Origin of the sequence: Massilia sp. TWP1-3-3 (assembly GCF_049897805.1) — a bacterium.
Lineage (GTDB): Bacteria > Pseudomonadota > Gammaproteobacteria > Burkholderiales > Burkholderiaceae_D > Telluria_A.
On the sequence record NZ_JAFCWX010000006.1, the window covers coordinates 45,719 to 63,505 of the forward strand.

The following is a 17,787-nucleotide window of genomic DNA, read 5'->3' on the forward strand; positions in this document are numbered from 1 at the left end:
GGGTCAGGCTTCGCGCAGCGTTTGCAGGGGCGGCTGGCTGAGGACGTGGCGCAATCCTAGCCAGCCGCCGATGACGGCGCAGGCGGCGCCCACCACCACGCCGGCCAGCCATACCGTCGGGCTGAACGTCCATTCGAACTTGAATTGGTAGGTTGCCAGCGCCCACCCCAGCGCCGCCGCGCCGCTCGCGGCCAACAGGCCGGCCAGGGCGCCCACCAGCGAAAACTCGATCCACTGCGCGCGCGCCAGCTGCCGGCGCGTGGCGCCCAGCGCCCGCAGCAAGCCCGACTCGCGCGTGCGTTCATCTTGCGAACCCATCAAAGCCGCATACAGCACCAGCACTCCCGACGCCAGCGTGAAGGCGAACAGGAACTCGACTGCCGTCACCACCTGGTCAAGCACATCTTGCAATTGGCGGATGATGCCCGAGACGTCGATCACCGATACGTTAGGATAGGCGCGCGCCAGTTCATTGGTCAGTCCCGATGCGTTTTGCGGCAGGTGGAAGGCGGTCATGTAGGTCTGGGACGTGTTCGCCATCGCGGACGGATTGATGATGACGAAGAAATTGGCCCGCATCGAACCCCATTCAAGCTTGCGCAAGCTGGTGACCTTGGCGTCCACCAGCGTCCCGCCCACGTCGAAGCGCATCACGTCGCCCAGTTTCAAGCGCAGCGTGGTGGCGATGCCCTGCTCGACCGATGCTTCGGCCACGCCCGGCTTGTCCTGGTACCACGTGCCCGCCACGATGCGGTTGGTGGGCGGCAGGTCGGTGGTTGTCGAGAGGTTGAATTCGCGGTCCGACATGCGCCTGGCGTTTTCATCTTCATAAGTGGCGCCGGTGATCGGCACGCCGTTGACGGCCGTCAGGCGCCCGCGGATCATCGGGTACAGCACCGGCGCGGCCACCTTGGCCGCTGCCAGGCGGCGCGCCACATCCGCCTTTTGGTCGGGCATGATGTTGATGATGAAGCGGTTCGGCGCGTCCGGCGGCGTGGCGCTGCGCCAGGCCGCCATCAGGTCGCCGCGCACCACGGTCAGCAGCAGCAGCGCCATCAGGCCGAGCGCCAGCGACACCACCTGCACGATGGTGGCGCCGCGGCGCCGCTGCAGCGAGGTGACGGCAAAGCGCCAGCTCTGGTTGTCGATGGCGCCGCGCAGGCGCTTGAGCGAGAGCAGGCCAAGCCAGCCGGCCAGCGCGAACACGCCAAAGGCGCCCAGAAAGCCGACGGCCGTGACCAGCGCCAGTTTCAGGTCGCCCGCCTGCCACAGCAGCAGCAGCGCAAACACGATCACGCCCAGCGCGTAGGTGGCCAGCGCCAGCGGTGCGGGAGCGGCCTGCTCGCGCCGGATCACGCGGTTGTGCGGCACGTTACGCAGTTGCAGGATGGGCGGCAGCGCAAAGCCGACCAGCAGCAGCATGCCGGTGACGACGCCCTGCAGCGCCGGCATCCAGGACACCGGCGGCAGCTCGGTTTCGATCAGTTTGCCGATCAGTTCGAGCAGCACCAGATGCCCGCCCAGCCCCACCAGCACGCCCAGCGCGCTGCCCACCAGGCCGACCAGCGCGAACTCGGTCAGGTACAGCACCGTGACCTGGTTTTGCGTGAGCCCCAGGCAGCGCAGCATGGCGCAGGCGTCCAGGTGGCGCAGCATGAAGCGGCGCGCCGCCATCGCCACGGCCACCGCCGCCAGCATCGCCGAAAGCAGGCCAACGAGCGACAGGAAGCGGTCGGCGCGCTCCAGCGTGGCGCGCATTTCGGGGCGCCCGTTTTCAAGCGACTCGACGCGCACGCCCTTGATGGCGCCGGCCTCGATGCGCTCTTTGAGCCAGGCTTCGTAAGCGGCCACGGCGGGCAGCGCGCGGGAAGTCGGCGCGGCCACTTGCAGGCGGTACGTCACGCGCGAACCGTTGTCGATGAGGCCCGTGGCGGCCAGGTCGGCCGTCGAGAGCATCACGCGCGGCGCAAAATTGGCGAACGAGGCGCCCCGGTCGGGCTCGGAGGCGATCAGTTGCGTGATCGTGAAATCCTTGTCGCCCACCTTGATGGTGCCGCCCACGCGACTCTTGAGGGCAGTAAGGATGTTGGGGTCGACCCAGACCGTGCCGCTGGCCGGCGTGGCGTCGGTCTTGACGCCGAGCGCGGACGTGGCCTGCGATGCGTCGGTGGTGATTTTGAGTTGCCCGCGCAATGGGTAGCCGGGCGAGACGGCCTTGATCGAGGCCAGCTGGGCCACCGACTGCTCGCCCTCGCCCGCCTGCGCCATGCTGGGAAAGGTGACGGTGTCGGCCAGCACCAGGCCGCGCCGCAACGCTTCCGCGCGCCAGGCCGGCAGCAGCGGGGAGTCGGCGTTGATCAGCAGGTCGGCGCCGAGCAGTTGGTGCGCATCACGCTCTAGCCCGGCGCGCATGCGGTCGATGAAAAACCCCACCGCCGACAGCGCGGACACGGCAACAATCAGGGCAATGAGCAAAAAGCGCAGCTCGCCGGCGCGCCAGTCGCGCGCGGTCATGCGCAGGGATTGGGCGAGGATCGGGGTGCGCATGGGAGTGGACATGACGGTCGGCATCGGGAAAGGAGTTGGCGCGTCTATTTATATAGTGGCGAAAAAACGGTCGACTTCATCGAGGTAGCCCTGCTTTTGCACGGGATCGAGAAAGGCGGCGAGGAAACTGTTGCGGGCCAGGCGCTGGGCATGCACACGGCTGAGCGGCAAGGCATCAAATACGGCCAGGAAATTATCATTCATGTAGCCGCCAAAATACGCGGGATCGTCCGAGTTGACCGTGGCCAAGAGACCGGCGTCGAGCAAGTCGAGCAAGTTGTGCGATCCCATGTCGCCAAACACGCGCAACTTGACGTTCGACAACGGGCACACGGTCAGCGCCACCTGCTCGCGCGCCAGGCGACTGGTGAGCGCGGCATCTTCCAGGCAGCGCACGCCGTGATCGATCCGCTCCACCTGCAGCACGTCGAGCGCGGTGCTGATGTAGGCGGGCGGACCTTCCTCGCCGGCATGGGCCACCAGGTGCAGCCCCAGCTGGCGGCAACGGGCGAACACGCGCGCGAACTTTTCCGGCGGATGGCCTTGCTCCGAAGAGTCAAGGCCGACGCCGATCAGCTTGTCGCGAAACGGCAAGGCATCCTCGAGCGTGGCCAATGCTTCCTCTTCGGACAAGTGGCGCAGGAAACACATGATCAGGCCGGCACTGATGGGGCCATCCTGGCAGGCGCGCCAGATGCCGTTGATCATCGTCTCGAAGGCAATGCCGCGCTCGGTGTGGGTTTGCGGGTCGAAAAAGATTTCGGCATGCACCACATTGTCGGCTGCCGCGCGCGCCAGGTAGGCCGCGGTCATGTCATAAAAATCTTGCTCCTTAATGAGAACGCTGGCGCCGGCGTAATAAATGTCCAGGAACGATTGCAGATCGGTAAACGCGTAGGCGGCGCGCAAGGCGTCGACCGATGGGTAAGCCAGGGAGATGCCGTTGCGCTGCGCGAGTGCAAAGATCAGCTCGGGCTCGAGCGAACCTTCGATATGGATGTGCAATTCCGCCTTCGGCATCTGTTGGACAATGGCGCGCAGTTGGTCGTTCGGCATGAGGATACTCCGTGGCGTTGGTGGGGCGTGCTGCAAATCATGCAGTGTAGCGCAAGCGCGCCGGACCGATTGGACGGGCCTTGAAAGTGTGACACGCGCGCCATGTTCGTGCGCCATCGGCCGCCCAGATCGTGCACTATGTAACGGCCCTCTGTGGATGCGGCGCACTACTTTCCCGGCCCCTCTAAAGCGTGTGGCAATAAGCATATGAAAGCGCGATGAATCACCCCGAAACGTCACGCTTTATCCACATAAAGTTGAACTTTTTTCGTTTTAAATCAACCGCTTAATTCGGTTACATTCGCTCACACGACATTGCTTTGACTTCCAGAACTATTAGGCACATAATTAATTTCATAGGCGTAAGAATACCTTGCAGCACGCACAATTCACCGGAGGAATCCGGAACAAAAATAAAACGTCGTTACACGTTTTTTTGTTTCAGAAAGATTGGAACTTGGAATGGTCGTAACGATTCAAAGAGGAGTACGCAAAGCAATCGGCCTGGACGGAACGCCAATAAATCCCTGCCAGTGACAGTGATGTAGTGTTAGCCCATTAAAGGACATTCAAATGACCATTTTTGACAACTACGCAGCTCGCTACGAGCGTACCCGGGAAGAGGAATATTCCCTCTCAGAGTATTTGACACTGTGCAAGAAGGACAAGCAGACCTACGCCAGCGCCCCGGAACGCATGCTGGCAGCCATTGGCGAGCCCACGCTGGTCGATACGCGTAACGATACGCGTTTGTCGCGCATCTTCGCCAACAAGGTCATCAAGATCTATCCCGCGTTCAAGGAGTTCTACGGCACCGAGGAAGTCATCGAGCAAGTCGTCTCTTACTTCCGGCACGCCGCGCAAGGCCTTGAAGAGCGCAAGCAAATCCTCTATCTGCTGGGCCCGGTCGGTGGCGGCAAATCGTCAATTGCGGAAAAACTCAAGGTACTGATGGAGCAGGTGCCCTTCTATTGCCTGAAGGGTTCGCCCGTCAACGAGTCGCCGCTGGGCCTGTTCAACGAAGACGAAGACGGCGTGATCCTCGAAGAAGACTTCGGCATCCCCCGTCGCTACCTGCGCACCATCCCCAGCCCGTGGGCCGTCAAGCGCCTGCACGAATTTAACGGCGACATCAACCAGTTCCGCGTGGTCAAGCGCTACCCGTCGGTGCTCAAGCAGATCGCCATTTCCAAGACCGAACCTGGCGACGAAAACAACCAGGATATTTCCTCGCTGGTGGGCAAGGTCGACATCCGCAAGCTCGAGGATTATGCCCAGGACGATCCGGACGCTTACAGCTATTCGGGCGGCCTGTGCCTGGCCAACCAGGGCTTGATGGAATTCGTGGAAATGTTCAAGGCGCCGATCAAGGTGCTGCACCCGCTGCTGACGGCGACGCAGGAAGGCAACTACAAGGGCACCGAAGGCTTCGGCGCGATTCCCTTCGACGGCATCATCCTGGCCCACTCGAACGAGTCGGAATGGAAAACGTTTCGCAACAACCGCAACAACGAAGCTTTCCTCGACCGAATTTATATCGTGAAGGTGCCTTACTGCCTGCGCGTGGCCGACGAGATCAAGATCTACGACAAGCTGATTCGCAATTCGTCGCTGGAAAACGCCCCGTGCGCGCCCGGCACCATGAAAATGATGGCCCAGTTCGCCATTCTGTCGCGCCTGAAAGACCCGGAAAATTCATCGATCTTCTCCAAAATGCTGGTCTACGACGGCGAAAACCTGAAGGACACCGATCCCAAGGCAAAGTCGATGCACGAGTACGTCGATTACGCGGGTGTGGACGAAGGCATGAATGGCTTGTCGACCCGCTTCGCCTTCAAGATCCTGTCCAAGGTCTTTAACTTCGACAACACCGAAGTGGCGGCCAATCCGGTGCACCTGTTATATGTGCTGGAGCAGCAGATCGAGCGCGAGCAATTTCCGCCCGAGACCGAACAGCGCTATTTCTCGTATATCAAGGAACACCTGGCGCAGCGCTATGTCGAATTTATTGGCAAGGAAATCCAGACCGCTTACCTGGAAAGCTATTCCGAATACGGCCAGAATATTTTCGACCGGTACGTCACGTTCGCCGACTTCTGGATCCAGGACCAGGAATTCCGCGATCCGGACACGGGCGAGAGCTTCGATCGCGATTCGCTGAACAACGAACTGGAAAAGATCGAAAAGCCGGCCGGCATCAGCAACCCCAAGGATTTCCGAAACGAAATCGTCAACTTCGGGCTGCGGGCGCGGGCGACCAACGGCGGCAAGAATCCCGCCTGGACCAGCTATGAAAAGTTCCGTACCGTGATCGAGAAGAAAATGTTCTCCAACACGGAGGAGCTGTTGCCGGTCATTTCGTTCAACGCCAAGGCAAGCGCGGAAGACGCCAACAAGCACGCCGACTTCGTTGCCCGCATGGTGGAAAAAGGTTACACCGCCAAGCAGGTGCGCTTGCTGTGCGAATGGTATTTGCGGGTACGCAAGTCGTCATAGTCCGCCGCGTGGCGGTACGCCAACGCGGCCGCGCACCGCCCGCTTGCACAGCGGCGCGATGCGCGCGAAGTAAACGGTTTAAGGCAGGAGGCCCGTTTTGACCTATCTCATCGACCGACGCTTGCAAGGCAAGAACAAGTCTGCGATCAACCGCGAGCGCTTCCTACGGCGTTACAAAAGCCAGATCAAGGACGCTGTCGGGCGTGCCATCAAGGGCCGCTCGATCACCGATATCGAAAGTGGCGAGAAAGTATCGATTCCCGTCAAGGATGTGAATGAGCCGAATTTTGGCCACGCCCACGGTGGCGTGTGGGAAACCATCAACCCCGGCAACAAGGAATACCAGAAGGGCGACCAGTTCAACCGGCCGCGCGGCGGCGGCGGTGCGGGCCGCGGCAAGGCCGGCAACAGCGACCAGCAATCGGAAGACGATTTCATTTTCGAATTGTCGCGCGAAGAATTCATGAATTATTTCTTCGAGGATCTTGAGCTGCCGAATATGGTCAAGACCCAATTGACCGCCACCACCGAATTCAAGAACCAGCGCGCCGGCTACAATATGTCGGGCACGCCATCGAACATCCACGTGCTGCGTTCGCTGCGCGGTGCGCTGGGCCGGCGCATCGCCGTGGGCGGCACGTCGCGCAAGTCCTTGCTGCATGCCGAACGCGAACTGGTCGCGCTGATCGAAGAAGGCATACCGCTCGACGATGCGCGCGTCATCGAGCTCAAGCACCTGATCCATCACCTGCATACCAAGCTGCTGGCGATTCCCTTCATCGACCCGTTCGACCTGCGCTACAGCAACCGCGTGAAGGTACCCAAGCCGATGACCCAGGCCGTGATGTTTTGCATCATGGACGTTTCCGGTTCGATGGACGAGTCGCGCAAGGACACGGCCAAGCGATTTTTCATCTTGCTGTACCTGTTTTTAAAACGCGCCTACGACAAGATCGAGGTCGTCTTCATCCGCCACCATACGGCCGCGGCCGAAGTGGACGAGGAAGAATTTTTCCACTCGCGCGAATCGGGCGGCACCGTCGTGTCGTCGGCGCTGCATTTGCTAAGCAAGGTGATCAGCGAGCGCTACGGCAGCGGCGCATGGAACAGCTACGTGGCCCAGGCCTCCGACGGCGACAACTGGGACAATGATTCGGTGCTGTGCAAGCAGTTGCTCGTCAACACCATCATGCCGGCGGTGCAGTATTACACCTACGTGGAAATTACCGACGGGCCGCCGCAAAACCTGTGGGAGCAGTACGCCGAGGTCGGCGACCATCACCAGAATTTCGCCATGCAAAAGATTGTCACGCCGGCCGACATTTATCCCGTCTTCCGCGAACTGTTCAAAAAGCAGGCCAAATAGACCAGGGGGCATGATGCCAAGAGATCCAAAACATCCGCGCGCCCTGCCCGAACAGTCGGAGTGGACCTTCGACCTGATCGAGCATGCGCACGAAGAAATCCGCCGCGTGGCCAAGTCCTTTGGCCTGGACACCTATCCCAACCAGCTCGAAATCATCACCGCCGAGCAAATGATGGACGCTTACACGTCAGTGGGCATGCCCGTGTCGTATAACCACTGGTCCTTTGGCAAGCATTTCCTGTCGACGGAAAAGAGCTACAAGCGCGGCCAGATGGGCCTGGCTTACGAAATCGTCATTAACTCCAATCCCTGCATCGCCTACTTGATGGAAGAGAACAGCTTGACGATGCAGGCGCTGGTCATCGCCCATGCCGCCTACGGGCACAATTCCTTCTTTAAGGGCAATTACCTGTTCCGCACCTGGACCGATGCGGACGCCATCGTCGACTACATGGTGTTCGCCAAGAACTACATCGCCGAATGCGAACGGCGGCATGGCATCGATGCCGTCGAATTGCTGCTCGACTCTTGCCACGCCCTGCAAAACTATGGCGTGGATCGTTACAAGCGGCCCGCCAAGCTGTCGATGGCCCAGGAAAATGCGCGCCAGAAAGAACGCGAAGAGTACGCCCAGTCGCAGGTGAACGCGCTGTGGCGCACGGTGCCGCGGCGCGACGAAGAACTGGCCGACGTCGCCGCGCCCCGCTTTCCCCCGGAGCCCGAAGAAAACCTGCTGTACTTCATCGAGAAGTACGCACCGCTGCTCGAACCCTGGCAGCGCGAGATGGTCCGCATCACGCGCAAGATTTCCCAGTACTTTTATCCGCAGCGCCAGACGCAGGTGATGAACGAAGGCTGGGCCACCTTCTGGCACTACACTATCTTGCAGGAGCTGTACCAGGAAGGCGTCGTCGGCGACGGTTTCATGCTCGAATTCCTGCAAAGCCATACCAACGTTGTCTATCAGCCGCCGGCCACCAGCCAGCATTACAGCGGCATCAATCCGTATGCGCTCGGCTTCGCCATGATGACCGACATCCGCCGCATCTGCGAAGACCCTACGCCCGAGGACCGCGAATGGTTCCCTGCGATTGCCGGCAGCGACTGGCGCAAGACGCTGGACTTTGCCATGCGCAACTTCAAGGATGAGAGCTTCATCGCGCAATACCTCTCGCCCAAGCTGATCCGCGACTTCCACTTTTTTGCCGTGCTCGACGATGACAGCAACGACAAGCTGACCATCTCGGCCATTCACGACGAGCGCGGCTACCGCGACGTGCGCCAGAAATTGGCCGACCAGTACAACCTGGGCAACCGCGAACCGAACATCCAGGTCTGGCAAGTCAATACCCGCGACGACAGGGCGCTCACGCTGCGCCACGCCCAATACCAGCGCCGCCCGCTCAACGGCCAGGCGCAGGAGGTGCTCAAGCACGTGGCGCGCCTGTGGGGCTTCGACGTGCGACTCGATACCGTCGATCCTGACGGTAACGTGGTTAGTACGCTGGAATGCAAACGCGAAAAACGCAACCGCAACTGACCTCCTTCCCCATCTTCGGGCCGCTTTCGCGGCCCGTTCGCTGTTGATATGACTTCGCAACAACACTACGAACTCCCCTGCCGCCCTGCATGCCAGAGTCAAGCAAGAAGATTTGCCATGCTCGCGCAAAAAACACTAGGCAGGGTCCGTCAATATGCTATATTGCGATCGTGATGACCGTCATTCCCTAGCCGCATAGCTGAGGAGATCCAGCCAGTCCCGACAGCGCGCACTGAAGCGTCGGCAAAGTCAGTGTCGCAGGCGCTTTTTATGCGCCTGACTGGTCCGCCCGGATGACGGTCAATAGAACGCCCCGCCTTGCTGAAACTAGTTATTGTTAGCACAAACGCCACGGCGCCTGCAAACTATGTTCGGCATTGGTCGCCTCGGTCCGTTGAAACATCACACAATACTGAATGCGACCGTTTTATCTGCGGTTAGAAGGAATGCTCCAGAATGGTGCGGTCGCCGGGTATTGATTTTTTTATCAGAAGGTGCAGGTCGGAGCGAAAAGACCCACTCCGGCACCCGCTTCTCCCCATGAATCGAACCGATTTGGAGGTGCAAAAAAGGGATGGTAAAAAATGAATACGTAGGTATAATTCGCCGACGTCCCGGATACGGCTCAAGGTTTCGTCGTGTTTTGTGGGTTTAGTCGCTACAAAAAGAGTTGGTATTGGAGAAAGCAGGCATGAATTTTTCGCACGAGAAGAACCCCGGGAAGAATTTCACTGGCATTGCAGTCGTCATCTTGATTCACGCGTTGGTTGCTTGGGGCATAGTCTCTGGTCTGGGCACCCGCATGGTCGCGAAAATGGCTGATGCTGTTGAAACCAAGATCATTGAGGAAGTCAAGCCTCCTCCACCGAAGGAAGTGCCGCCGCCGCCGCCGCCGCCGGAAATGAAGGCGCCGCCGCCTCCATTCATTCCGCCGGTCGAAGTGAACGTGCAACAACCTCCACCGGTTCAGACCGCGATCGCCAACGCGACCAACGTCAAGCCGGCAACCACTGAACTGCCACGCCCTTCGGCACCGGCAGCGCCAGCACCGGCCGCTCCCGCCAACCCGAACCCGGTTCGGACGGCAGCAGTGGCAGACTTCAATACTTGCGCTAAACCGGAGTATCCAAAAGCTTCGCTGCGTAATGAAGAAACTGGCACCGTCACCGTGTCGTTCCTGATCGGCGTCGATGGCCGCATGGTCGACTCGAAGATTACCAAGTCCAGCGGCTTCCGGGACTTGGACAAGGCCGCTCAGGCAGCGATCGGCAAATGCCGCTTCAAGCCTGCGATGGTCGACGGCAAGCCGGAACAAGTTTGGCAGCCAGTACAGTACCAGTGGACGCTGGAATAAAAACCGAGGCGCTCAGCCTCACACCGTGATTTTCGTTGTCATCATGTTCAGCGAACTGATTATTTTATAAATTTGGAGGAAGCATGTTTAAGAATACCCGTTTGTCCGCTGTTTTGGCGGCTGTCCTGTTTTCGGTTACGGCAGCTTCAGCGCTGGTTTCCGCACCAGCCTTCGCTGACGCTCCTGCACCGGCAGCTTCCGCTCCAGCAGCGGCCGCAACCGATCCAATGGCAGCACCAGCAGCAGCGCCGGCCGCCGCCGACGCAGCACCAGCAGTTGCGCCGGCAGAAGCCGCAGCCGCACCGGTAGTCAAAGAAGAAGTGCGCAACCCGTATGGCATCGGCGCACTGTGGGCCGAAGGCGACTTCGTTTCCAAAGGCACGCTGATCATCCTGTCGCTGATGTCCATGGGTTCGTGGTACATCATCATCACCAAACTGATCGACCAGATGAAAATCTTCAAGCAATCCGCTGAAGTCCAGCAGAAATTCTGGAAAGCTTCGTCGATCGCCGCAGGTTCGGCTTCGCTGAAAGAAGGCAGCCCATTCCGCTTCATCGCTGAAACCGGCACCAAGGCTACCGTGCACCACGACGGCGCCCTGCTAGAGCAGATCGATCTGTCGACCTGGGTGACGATGTCGATCGCCCGCGCTGTTGAAAAAGTCCAGTCGCGTCTGCAAGATGGCCTGTCGTTCCTGGCAACCGTTGGTTCGACCTCGCCGTTTATCGGTCTGTTCGGTACCGTATGGGGTATTTACAATGCACTGACCGCCATTGGTATGTCGGGTAACGCATCGATCGACAAGGTTGCAGGTCCCGTGGGTGAAGCGCTGATCATGACCGCCTTCGGTCTGTTCGTCGCCGTTCCTGCTGTTCTGGGTTACAACTGGCTGGTTCGCCGCAACAAGTCGGCAATGGAAGATGTTCGCTCGTTTAGCGCCGACGTTCACTCGGTCCTGATCTCTGGCGCCATGTCGACCAGCGAAGCTGGCCGCGCTGCCGGCGCTAAAAAGATCGGGTAATCACCATGTCCATGAGCGTCGGCTCCGATAGCGGAGAAGAAGACCAGGTCATGTCAGAAATCAACACGACGCCGCTAGTCGACATCATGTTGGTTCTGCTGATCATCTTCCTGATTACGAGCCCGGTTGTTCTGAAGCTGCAAAAGATTTCGCTGCCTTCCGAGACCAACCAGGCACTGAAGCCAAAGCCGACCACGGTCAACATTGTGGTCAACAAAGATGGCGACATGTACTTCGACCAAAAGCGCCTGGCCGATACGAACGAACTGTTCGATTTCCTGAAGAAGGAATCGGTCAAGCTGCCGCAGCCTGAAGTGCACGTCCGTGGCGATCAAGAAGCACGCTACGAGTTCATCGGCAAGGTGATCTACACGGCACAACGTGCTGGTATCCAGAAGGTCGGATTCATTACCGAACCGCCAGATAAGACTCCTGGCAGTAAGTAACGTCCTTCGGTAGCGCGCGGTGGTGACACCTGCCCCGCGCGCTGCGGGTCCCAACATTAGAAAGGAAATACCATGAGTATGAATGTCGGTTCTTCTTCCGCCCCAGGCGCGGATCCGGAACCAATGATGGAAATGAACATGACTCCCTTGATCGACGTGATGTTGGTCTTGATTATCATGTTGATTATCACCATTCCGAAGCAGCAACACTCGGTCAACCTGAACATGCCTGTCGGTACGCCACCGCCTCCGACCAAAGAGCCAGTCGTCATTACCATTGACGTTGACTTTGACGGTACGATCCTGTGGGACGGCGCAGTTGTTCCTGACCGTAAGGCTCTGGAAGCAAAAATGTTGGCCGTTGCAGCCACAGCAGACCAGGCCGAAGTTCACCTGCGTCCGAACAAGCTGGTGTCTTACAAGTATGTGGCTGGCGTCATGGCTACTGCCCAACGTCTTGGTGTCACCAAGATCGGCATGGTCGGCAACGAACAGTTCCAGTAAGCGCTATTGTTGATAGACGAACGGCAGGTATCCCCTGCCGTTTCTTTTTGATTGAAAGATTTCCTATGATCAAGTCACGCCTCGCACATCTCGGCCTCGCTCTGGCCGCACTCGGTTTTACCGCCGTCAGCCCGGTTATCGGCTTGTCCACCGCGCACGCTGAAACGGTGCGTCCGGAAATCGGCGGCCCACTGCAAGCCGCCCAAAAAATGATGTCCCAAGGTAATGCCAAGGGCGCCATGAACGAGCTGCGCAAGCTCGACGGCATGAAAAAATCGGACAACGAAGCCTATCTGGTCGAGCGCGTGCGCGCCGCCGCCGCTTCCTCCTCCGGCGACTACGATACGGCCGCCCGCGCTTTTGAATACCTGATCAATTCGGGCAAGCTGTCTGGCGCAGAAAGCAATAAATTTTCCGAAGGCCTGGTCGGCATTTACATGCGCGCCCGCGAATACGGCAAAGCCAACGCCGCCATCAACAAGGCGCTCGCCAAAGGCGACGACGCCCGTCTGCGCGGCTACCTGATCCAGAATTATGTTTCCATGGGCAACATAGGCGAAGCCATGCGCCTGCTGCAAAACGACTTGCGCAACGCTGAAAAAGCCGGCCGTTCGCCACAGGAAGACCAGCTCAAGATGCTGGCCAACCTACAAAACATGAAGGGCGACAAGGACGGCTACGTCAATACCATTGAAAAGCTGGCGCAGTACTATCCGCAGCCAAGTTACTGGGCTGACCTGCTGAACCGCGTCAAGGCCAAGTCCGGCTTTTCGTCGCGCCTGAACACCGACGTGCTGCGCCTGCAACTGGCCAACAACCTGCTGAAAAAGCCGAGCGAGTTCATGGAACTGGCCCAGCTGGTGCTGCGTGACGGCGCCCCCGGCGAAGCGGTCAAGATCCTTGCCAAGGGTTACAAGGACGGCGTGCTGGGCGTGGGTCCCGATGCGCCGCGCCACCAGCGCCTGAAAGACCTGGCCGACAAAAACCTGGCCGATGCGGCCAAGAATCTGGCCACCGAAGAAGCCACGCTGACCAAGGCCGCCGACAACAACGGCCTGCTCAACCTCGGTTACGGCCTGGTGCAGTCCGGCCAAGCCGACAAGGGTCTGAAGATGATGGAAAACGCCATCAAGGCCGGCGGCCTGAAGCAGCCTGAAGACGCCAAACTGCGCCTGGGCGAAGCCTACGCCGCAGCGGGCAAGAAGGCGCAAGCGATTACGACCTTGAAATCGGTCGGCGGCAAGGACGGCACCGCCGAAATCGCCCGCTACTGGATCCTGGCGATCAACCGCCCGATGGCTTGATCGTTCCTGCGGTCGTGCCTCGCTAAAAGCGCTGCCTGCATCTTGCAGGCAGCGCTTTTTAGCTTTGACCGTATAATCTCTATTTCCATAGTTTCATCACAAGGTTCTTGTACCCCAGCCCATGAAGGTATTTCGCGGACTTCCCAACGACAGGGCACGCGCGCCGTGCGCGCTTACGATCGGCAATTTTGACGGTGTCCACCGCGGCCACCAGGCCCTGCTCGCGCGCGTGCGCGAGAACGCAAGCCGGCTGGGAATCGAGGCGGCCGTGATGACGTTCGAGCCGCACCCGCGCGAATTTTTCGCGCGCCGCTCGGGCGACATGTCCAAGGCGCCAAAGCGCATCGCGAACCTGCGCGACAAGCTGCAGTCGCTGGAAAGCGCGGGCATCGACCGCGTCATCGTCGAACACTTCAATACCCAGTTTGCCGCCATCGCGCCGGACGACTTTACGTCGCGCGTGCTGGTCGATGGCCTGCACGTCAAGTGGCTGATGGTGGGCGACGACTTTTGCTACGGCGCCCGGCGCGCCGGCACCGTCGCCATGCTCAAGGAGGCGGGCGCGCGCCACGGCTTTCAGGTCGAGACGCTGCCCACGGTGCTGCTCGGCGCGCAGCGCGTCTCGTCCTCGGCGGTGCGCGCGGCGCTGGCCGGCGGCGACTTTGCCCAGACCCGCGAGCTGCTCGGCCACTCCTACAAAATATCCGGCCACGTGATCCACGGCGCCAAGCTTGGCCGCACGCTCGGCTTTCCGACGCTGAACCTGCGCGTGGCGCACCGCCCCGCCCTGGCCGGGATCTTCGTGGTCCAGGTGCACGGACTGGCGGAGCAGCCGCTCCCTGCCGTGGCCAGCCTGGGTGTGCGCCCGACGGTCGACGACAGCGGGCGCGTGCTGCTCGAAGTGCACGTCTTCGACTTCAACGCGTCCTGCTACGGCAAGGTGGTGCAGGTTGAATTTCTCGCCAAGCTGCGCGACGAAGAAAAATACACCGACCTGGCCACGCTGACCGAAGCCATCGCGCGCGACGGCGAACAGGCGCGCGCCTGGTTCCGCCGGCGTGCAGGCGCCCTCACCGCCACCGACCGAATTTGACGCCGACTTTGACGCCGGCTTTGCCGCCGACTTTGCCACCACACCCCTGCGCGCGCCGTGCGCCGCTCCCCGAATACCCAGATACACACCTTTGAAGAAAAATATGTCCGATACCAAGCCAGACCAGCCAGTCCACGCCAGCACCAACGCCGCCGCCGCACCGACCGCAAACGCCCCGCGTGCGGGCAAAAAAGAAGCTAAACCTGCCTCCAGATACCCGGTCAACATGACCGACACAGCGTTCCCGATGCGCGGCGACCTCGCCAAGCGCGAACCGGGCTGGGTCAAGCAATGGCAGGACAAAAAAATCTACGAGCGCGTACGCAAGGCCGCCAAGGGCCGCCCGATGTTCATCCTGCACGACGGCCCGCCGTACGCGAATGGCGACATCCACCTGGGCCACGCCGTCAACAAGATTTTGAAGGACATGGTCGTCAAGTCGCGCACCATCGCCGGCTTTGACGCGCCGTATGTCCCGGGCTGGGATTGCCACGGCATGCCGATCGAAATCCAGATCGAAAAACTGCACGGCAAAGGCTTGCCGACCGCCGAAGTGCTAACCAAAGCGCGCTCCTACGCGCTCGAGCAGGTCGACCGCCAGCGCGCCGGCTTCATCCGCCTGGGCGTGCTGGGCGAATGGGACAACCCTTACCTGACCATGGCCTACAAGAACGAGGCCGACGAACTGCGTGCGCTCGGCACGCTGCTCGACAAAGGCTATGTCTACCGCGGCTTGAAACCGGTGAACTGGTGTTTCGATTGCGGCTCGGCGCTGGCCGAAGCGGAAGTCGAATACCAGGACAAGCGCGACCCGGCAATCGACGTCGGCTTCCCGTTCGCGCAGCCTGACAAACTGGCGGCCGCTTTCGGCCTGCCCGCCATGCCGGCCGGCGACGGCTTTGTCGTCATCTGGACCACCACACCCTGGACCATCCCGTCCAACCAGGCGCTCAACGCGAACGCGGAAGTCACCTACGCGCTGGTGGAAACGGCGCGGGGCGGCAAGCCCTTGTTCCTGATCCTGGCGCAAGACCTGGCCGAGTCGTGCTTGGCGCGCTACAAGCTCGAAGGTAAAGTCATCGCCACCTGCCTTGGCGCGGCGCTCGAAGGCATCTCCTTCAAGCACCCGCTGCACGCGGCCGATCCTTTCTTTGACCGCCTCTCGCCGATGTACCTGGCCGACTACGTGACCACCGAAAGCGGCACCGGCGTGGTGCACTCGGCGCCCGCCTACGGCCAGGAAGACTTCATCTCGTGCAAGGAGCACGGCATGCAGGACGATGACATCCTCACGCCGGTGATGGGGGACGGCCGCTTTGCGTCCACCCTGCCCCTGTTTGGCGGGATGACCATCTGGGAAGCGTCCAAGCCGATCTGCAGCGCCCTGACCGCTGCCGGCGCGCTGTTCGAGGTGAAGATGTTCGACCACAGCTACATGCATTGCTGGCGCCACAAGACCCCGATCGTCTACCGCGCCACGTCGCAGTGGTTCGCCAGCATGGACAACACGCCCAAAGACGGCGGTCCATCGCTGCGCGAAACAGCCTTGAAAGGCATTGCCGAGACCAAGTTCTTCCCTGACTGGGGCCAGGCGCGCCTGCATGGCATGATCGAGAACCGTCCGGACTGGACGCTCTCGCGCCAGCGCCAGTGGGGCGTGCCGATGGCCTTTTTCCTGCACAAGGAAACCGGCCAGCTGCACCCGCGCACGCCCGAGCTGCTCGAACAGGTCGCCAAAATGTTCGAGGAGCGCGGCATCGACGCCTGGCTGTCGGTCGAGCCAAAAGACTTGCTGGGTGAAGACGCCGACATGTACGTCAAGAACAAGGACACGCTCGACGTCTGGTTCGACTCCGGCTGCACCCACCAGACCGTGCTGCGCGGCTCGCACGCGGCGCAATCGCGCTTTCCGGCCGACCTGTACCTGGAAGGCTCGGACCAGCACCGCGGCTGGTTCCATTCGTCGCTGCTGACGTCGTCGATGTTGAACGGCTGCCCGCCATACAAAGCCCTGCTCACGCACGGTTTCACGGTGGACGCCGAAGGCAAGAAAATGTCCAAGTCGCTGGGTAACACGCTGGCGCCCCAGAAAATCTCCGACACGCTGGGCGCCGACATCTTGCGACTGTGGGTGGCCGCCACCGACTACACGGGCGAGCTGTCGATCTCCGAAGAGATCCTCAAGCGCGTGACCGAGTCGTACCGCCGCATCCGCAATACGCTGCGCTTCCTGTTGGCCAACACGTCCGACTTCGACTACGCCAGCAATGCCGTGCCGGTGGCCGACCTGGTCGAGATCGACCGCTACGCCATCGCCAGCATGGCCGCGCTGCAGGCGGACATCGCCGCCCACTACGAACGCTACGAATTCCATCCGGTCGTGGCGCGCTTGCAAAACTACTGCTCGGAAGACCTGGGCGGCTTTTACCTCGACATCCTCAAGGACCGCCTGTACACGTCCGCGGTGGATGCGCCGGCGCGCCGCTCGGCCCAGACCGCGCTGTGGCACATCACGCAAAGCCTGCTGCGCGTGATGGCGCCGATGCTCTCCTTTACGGCCGAAGAAGCGTGGGCCGTGTTTGCCAGCCCGGAAGCGTTCGCCGCCAGCGACGAGACCATCTTCACCCAGACCTTCTGGGCTCTGCCGGCCATCGACGGCGCCGAGGCGCTGCTGGAAAAATACGCGGCGCTGCGCGCGGTGCGCGCCGACGTGACCAAGCAACTGGAAGAGTTGCGTGTCTCCGGCGCCATCGGCTCGTCGCTGCAGGCCGAATTGACCATCCAGGCTGCTAGCGCCAAGTACCAGCTGCTCGCCAGCCTGGACGACGACCTCAAGTTCCTGTTCATCACTTCGCAGGCGCAAGTGAGCGAAGTGGCGGCAGAAGCCGACGAAACGATTGCCGTGACCGCGTCGGCCGCACCGAAGTGCGAGCGCTGCTGGCACTACCGGGCCGACGTGGGCAGCCACGCCGAGCACACGGGCCTGTGCGCGCGCTGCGTGAGCAACCTGTTTGGCAGCGGCCAAAAACGCGCCTTTGTATAAACGATAATAATCACAT

12 protein-coding genes are annotated in these 17,787 nt (G+C 60.7%); 10 read left to right on the forward strand and 2 right to left on the reverse strand.

Annotation, left to right across the window (positions count from 1 at the left end):
* Positions 1 to 3: 3 nt before the first annotated feature.
* Together ACP7D4_RS07550 and ACP7D4_RS07555 are read right to left on the reverse strand one after the other, a co-directional pair.
* Complete coding sequence (locus tag ACP7D4_RS07550; RefSeq protein ID WP_426208472.1) at positions 4 to 2,559, reverse strand: ABC transporter permease; 2,556 nt, start codon at positions 2,557 to 2,559, stop codon at positions 4 to 6.
* Positions 2,560 to 2,595: 36 nt separating this feature from the next.
* Positions 2,596 to 3,603: an adenosine deaminase gene (locus ACP7D4_RS07555; RefSeq protein ID WP_426208474.1), complete on the reverse strand. Its 1,008-nt coding sequence runs from the start codon at positions 3,601 to 3,603 to the stop codon at positions 2,596 to 2,598.
* Positions 3,604 to 4,176: 573 nt separating this feature from the next.
* On the opposite strand from ACP7D4_RS07555, the gene ACP7D4_RS07560 reads away from it, so the two are divergent.
* The 10 genes from ACP7D4_RS07560 (at position 4,177) to ileS (ending at position 17,771) form a co-directional block, all read left to right on the forward strand.
* Positions 4,177 to 6,099, forward strand: coding sequence for a PrkA family serine protein kinase (locus tag ACP7D4_RS07560; RefSeq protein ID WP_426208476.1), 1,923 nt, complete (start codon positions 4,177 to 4,179; stop codon positions 6,097 to 6,099).
* Positions 6,100 to 6,196: 97 nt separating this feature from the next.
* Positions 6,197 to 7,465 (forward strand): YeaH/YhbH family protein, encoded by a 1,269-nt coding sequence (locus tag ACP7D4_RS07565; RefSeq protein ID WP_426103248.1) that lies wholly within the window; start codon positions 6,197 to 6,199, stop codon positions 7,463 to 7,465.
* Positions 7,466 to 7,478: 13 nt separating this feature from the next.
* The gene (locus tag ACP7D4_RS07570) at positions 7,479 to 9,005 is read left to right on the forward strand and encodes a SpoVR family protein (protein WP_426208478.1); all 1,527 of its coding nucleotides are present in this window, start codon (positions 7,479 to 7,481) and stop codon (positions 9,003 to 9,005) included.
* 691 nt (positions 9,006 to 9,696) lie between these two features.
* Positions 9,697 to 10,359, forward strand: a complete 663-nt coding sequence (locus ACP7D4_RS07575) for an energy transducer TonB (RefSeq protein WP_426103250.1) — start codon at positions 9,697 to 9,699, stop codon at positions 10,357 to 10,359.
* 83 nt (positions 10,360 to 10,442) lie between these two features.
* The gene (locus tag ACP7D4_RS07580; protein WP_426103252.1) at positions 10,443 to 11,381 is read left to right on the forward strand and encodes a MotA/TolQ/ExbB proton channel family protein; all 939 of its coding nucleotides are present in this window, start codon (positions 10,443 to 10,445) and stop codon (positions 11,379 to 11,381) included.
* A 5-nt stretch (positions 11,382 to 11,386) separates the two neighbouring features.
* Positions 11,387 to 11,827, forward strand: coding sequence for an ExbD/TolR family protein (locus tag ACP7D4_RS07585; protein WP_426103254.1), 441 nt, complete (start codon positions 11,387 to 11,389; stop codon positions 11,825 to 11,827).
* Positions 11,828 to 11,899: 72 nt separating this feature from the next.
* Positions 11,900 to 12,331 carry an ExbD/TolR family protein gene (locus ACP7D4_RS07590; RefSeq protein ID WP_426103256.1) on the forward strand — a complete coding sequence of 144 codons (432 nt, stop codon included), beginning with the start codon at positions 11,900 to 11,902 and terminating at the stop codon, positions 12,329 to 12,331.
* A 65-nt stretch (positions 12,332 to 12,396) separates the two neighbouring features.
* Positions 12,397 to 13,635: a tetratricopeptide repeat protein gene (locus ACP7D4_RS07595; RefSeq protein ID WP_426103258.1), complete on the forward strand. Its 1,239-nt coding sequence runs from the start codon at positions 12,397 to 12,399 to the stop codon at positions 13,633 to 13,635.
* 121 nt (positions 13,636 to 13,756) lie between these two features.
* Positions 13,757 to 14,728, forward strand: a complete 972-nt coding sequence (locus tag ACP7D4_RS07600) for a bifunctional riboflavin kinase/FAD synthetase (RefSeq protein ID WP_426208479.1) — start codon at positions 13,757 to 13,759, stop codon at positions 14,726 to 14,728.
* Positions 14,729 to 14,954: 226 nt separating this feature from the next.
* Positions 14,955 to 17,771: an isoleucine--tRNA ligase gene (gene ileS, locus ACP7D4_RS07605; protein WP_426208616.1), complete on the forward strand. Its 2,817-nt coding sequence runs from the start codon at positions 14,955 to 14,957 to the stop codon at positions 17,769 to 17,771.
* Positions 17,772 to 17,787: the final 16 nt, after the last annotated feature.

Bases quoted from the DNA above. Each gene is read 5' to 3' on its own strand.
- ACP7D4_RS07550 (WP_426208472.1), bottom strand. From the start codon at position 2,559: ATGTCCACTCCCATGCGCACCCCGATCCTCGCCCAATCCCTGCGCATG.
- ACP7D4_RS07555 (WP_426208474.1), bottom strand. From the start codon at position 3,603: ATGCCGAACGACCAACTGCGCGCCATTGTCCAACAGATGCCGAAGGCG.
- ACP7D4_RS07560 (WP_426208476.1), top strand. From the start codon at position 4,177: ATGACCATTTTTGACAACTACGCAGCTCGCTACGAGCGTACCCGGGAA.
- ACP7D4_RS07570 (WP_426208478.1), top strand. From the start codon at position 7,479: ATGCCAAGAGATCCAAAACATCCGCGCGCCCTGCCCGAACAGTCGGAG.
- ACP7D4_RS07575 (WP_426103250.1), top strand. From the start codon at position 9,697: ATGAATTTTTCGCACGAGAAGAACCCCGGGAAGAATTTCACTGGCATT.
- ACP7D4_RS07580 (WP_426103252.1), top strand. From the start codon at position 10,443: ATGTTTAAGAATACCCGTTTGTCCGCTGTTTTGGCGGCTGTCCTGTTT.
- ACP7D4_RS07585 (WP_426103254.1), top strand. From the start codon at position 11,387: ATGTCCATGAGCGTCGGCTCCGATAGCGGAGAAGAAGACCAGGTCATG.
- ACP7D4_RS07590 (WP_426103256.1), top strand. From the start codon at position 11,900: ATGAGTATGAATGTCGGTTCTTCTTCCGCCCCAGGCGCGGATCCGGAA.
- ACP7D4_RS07595 (WP_426103258.1), top strand. From the start codon at position 12,397: ATGATCAAGTCACGCCTCGCACATCTCGGCCTCGCTCTGGCCGCACTC.
- ACP7D4_RS07600 (WP_426208479.1), top strand. From the start codon at position 13,757: ATGAAGGTATTTCGCGGACTTCCCAACGACAGGGCACGCGCGCCGTGC.
- ileS (WP_426208616.1), top strand. From the start codon at position 14,955: ATGACCGACACAGCGTTCCCGATGCGCGGCGACCTCGCCAAGCGCGAA.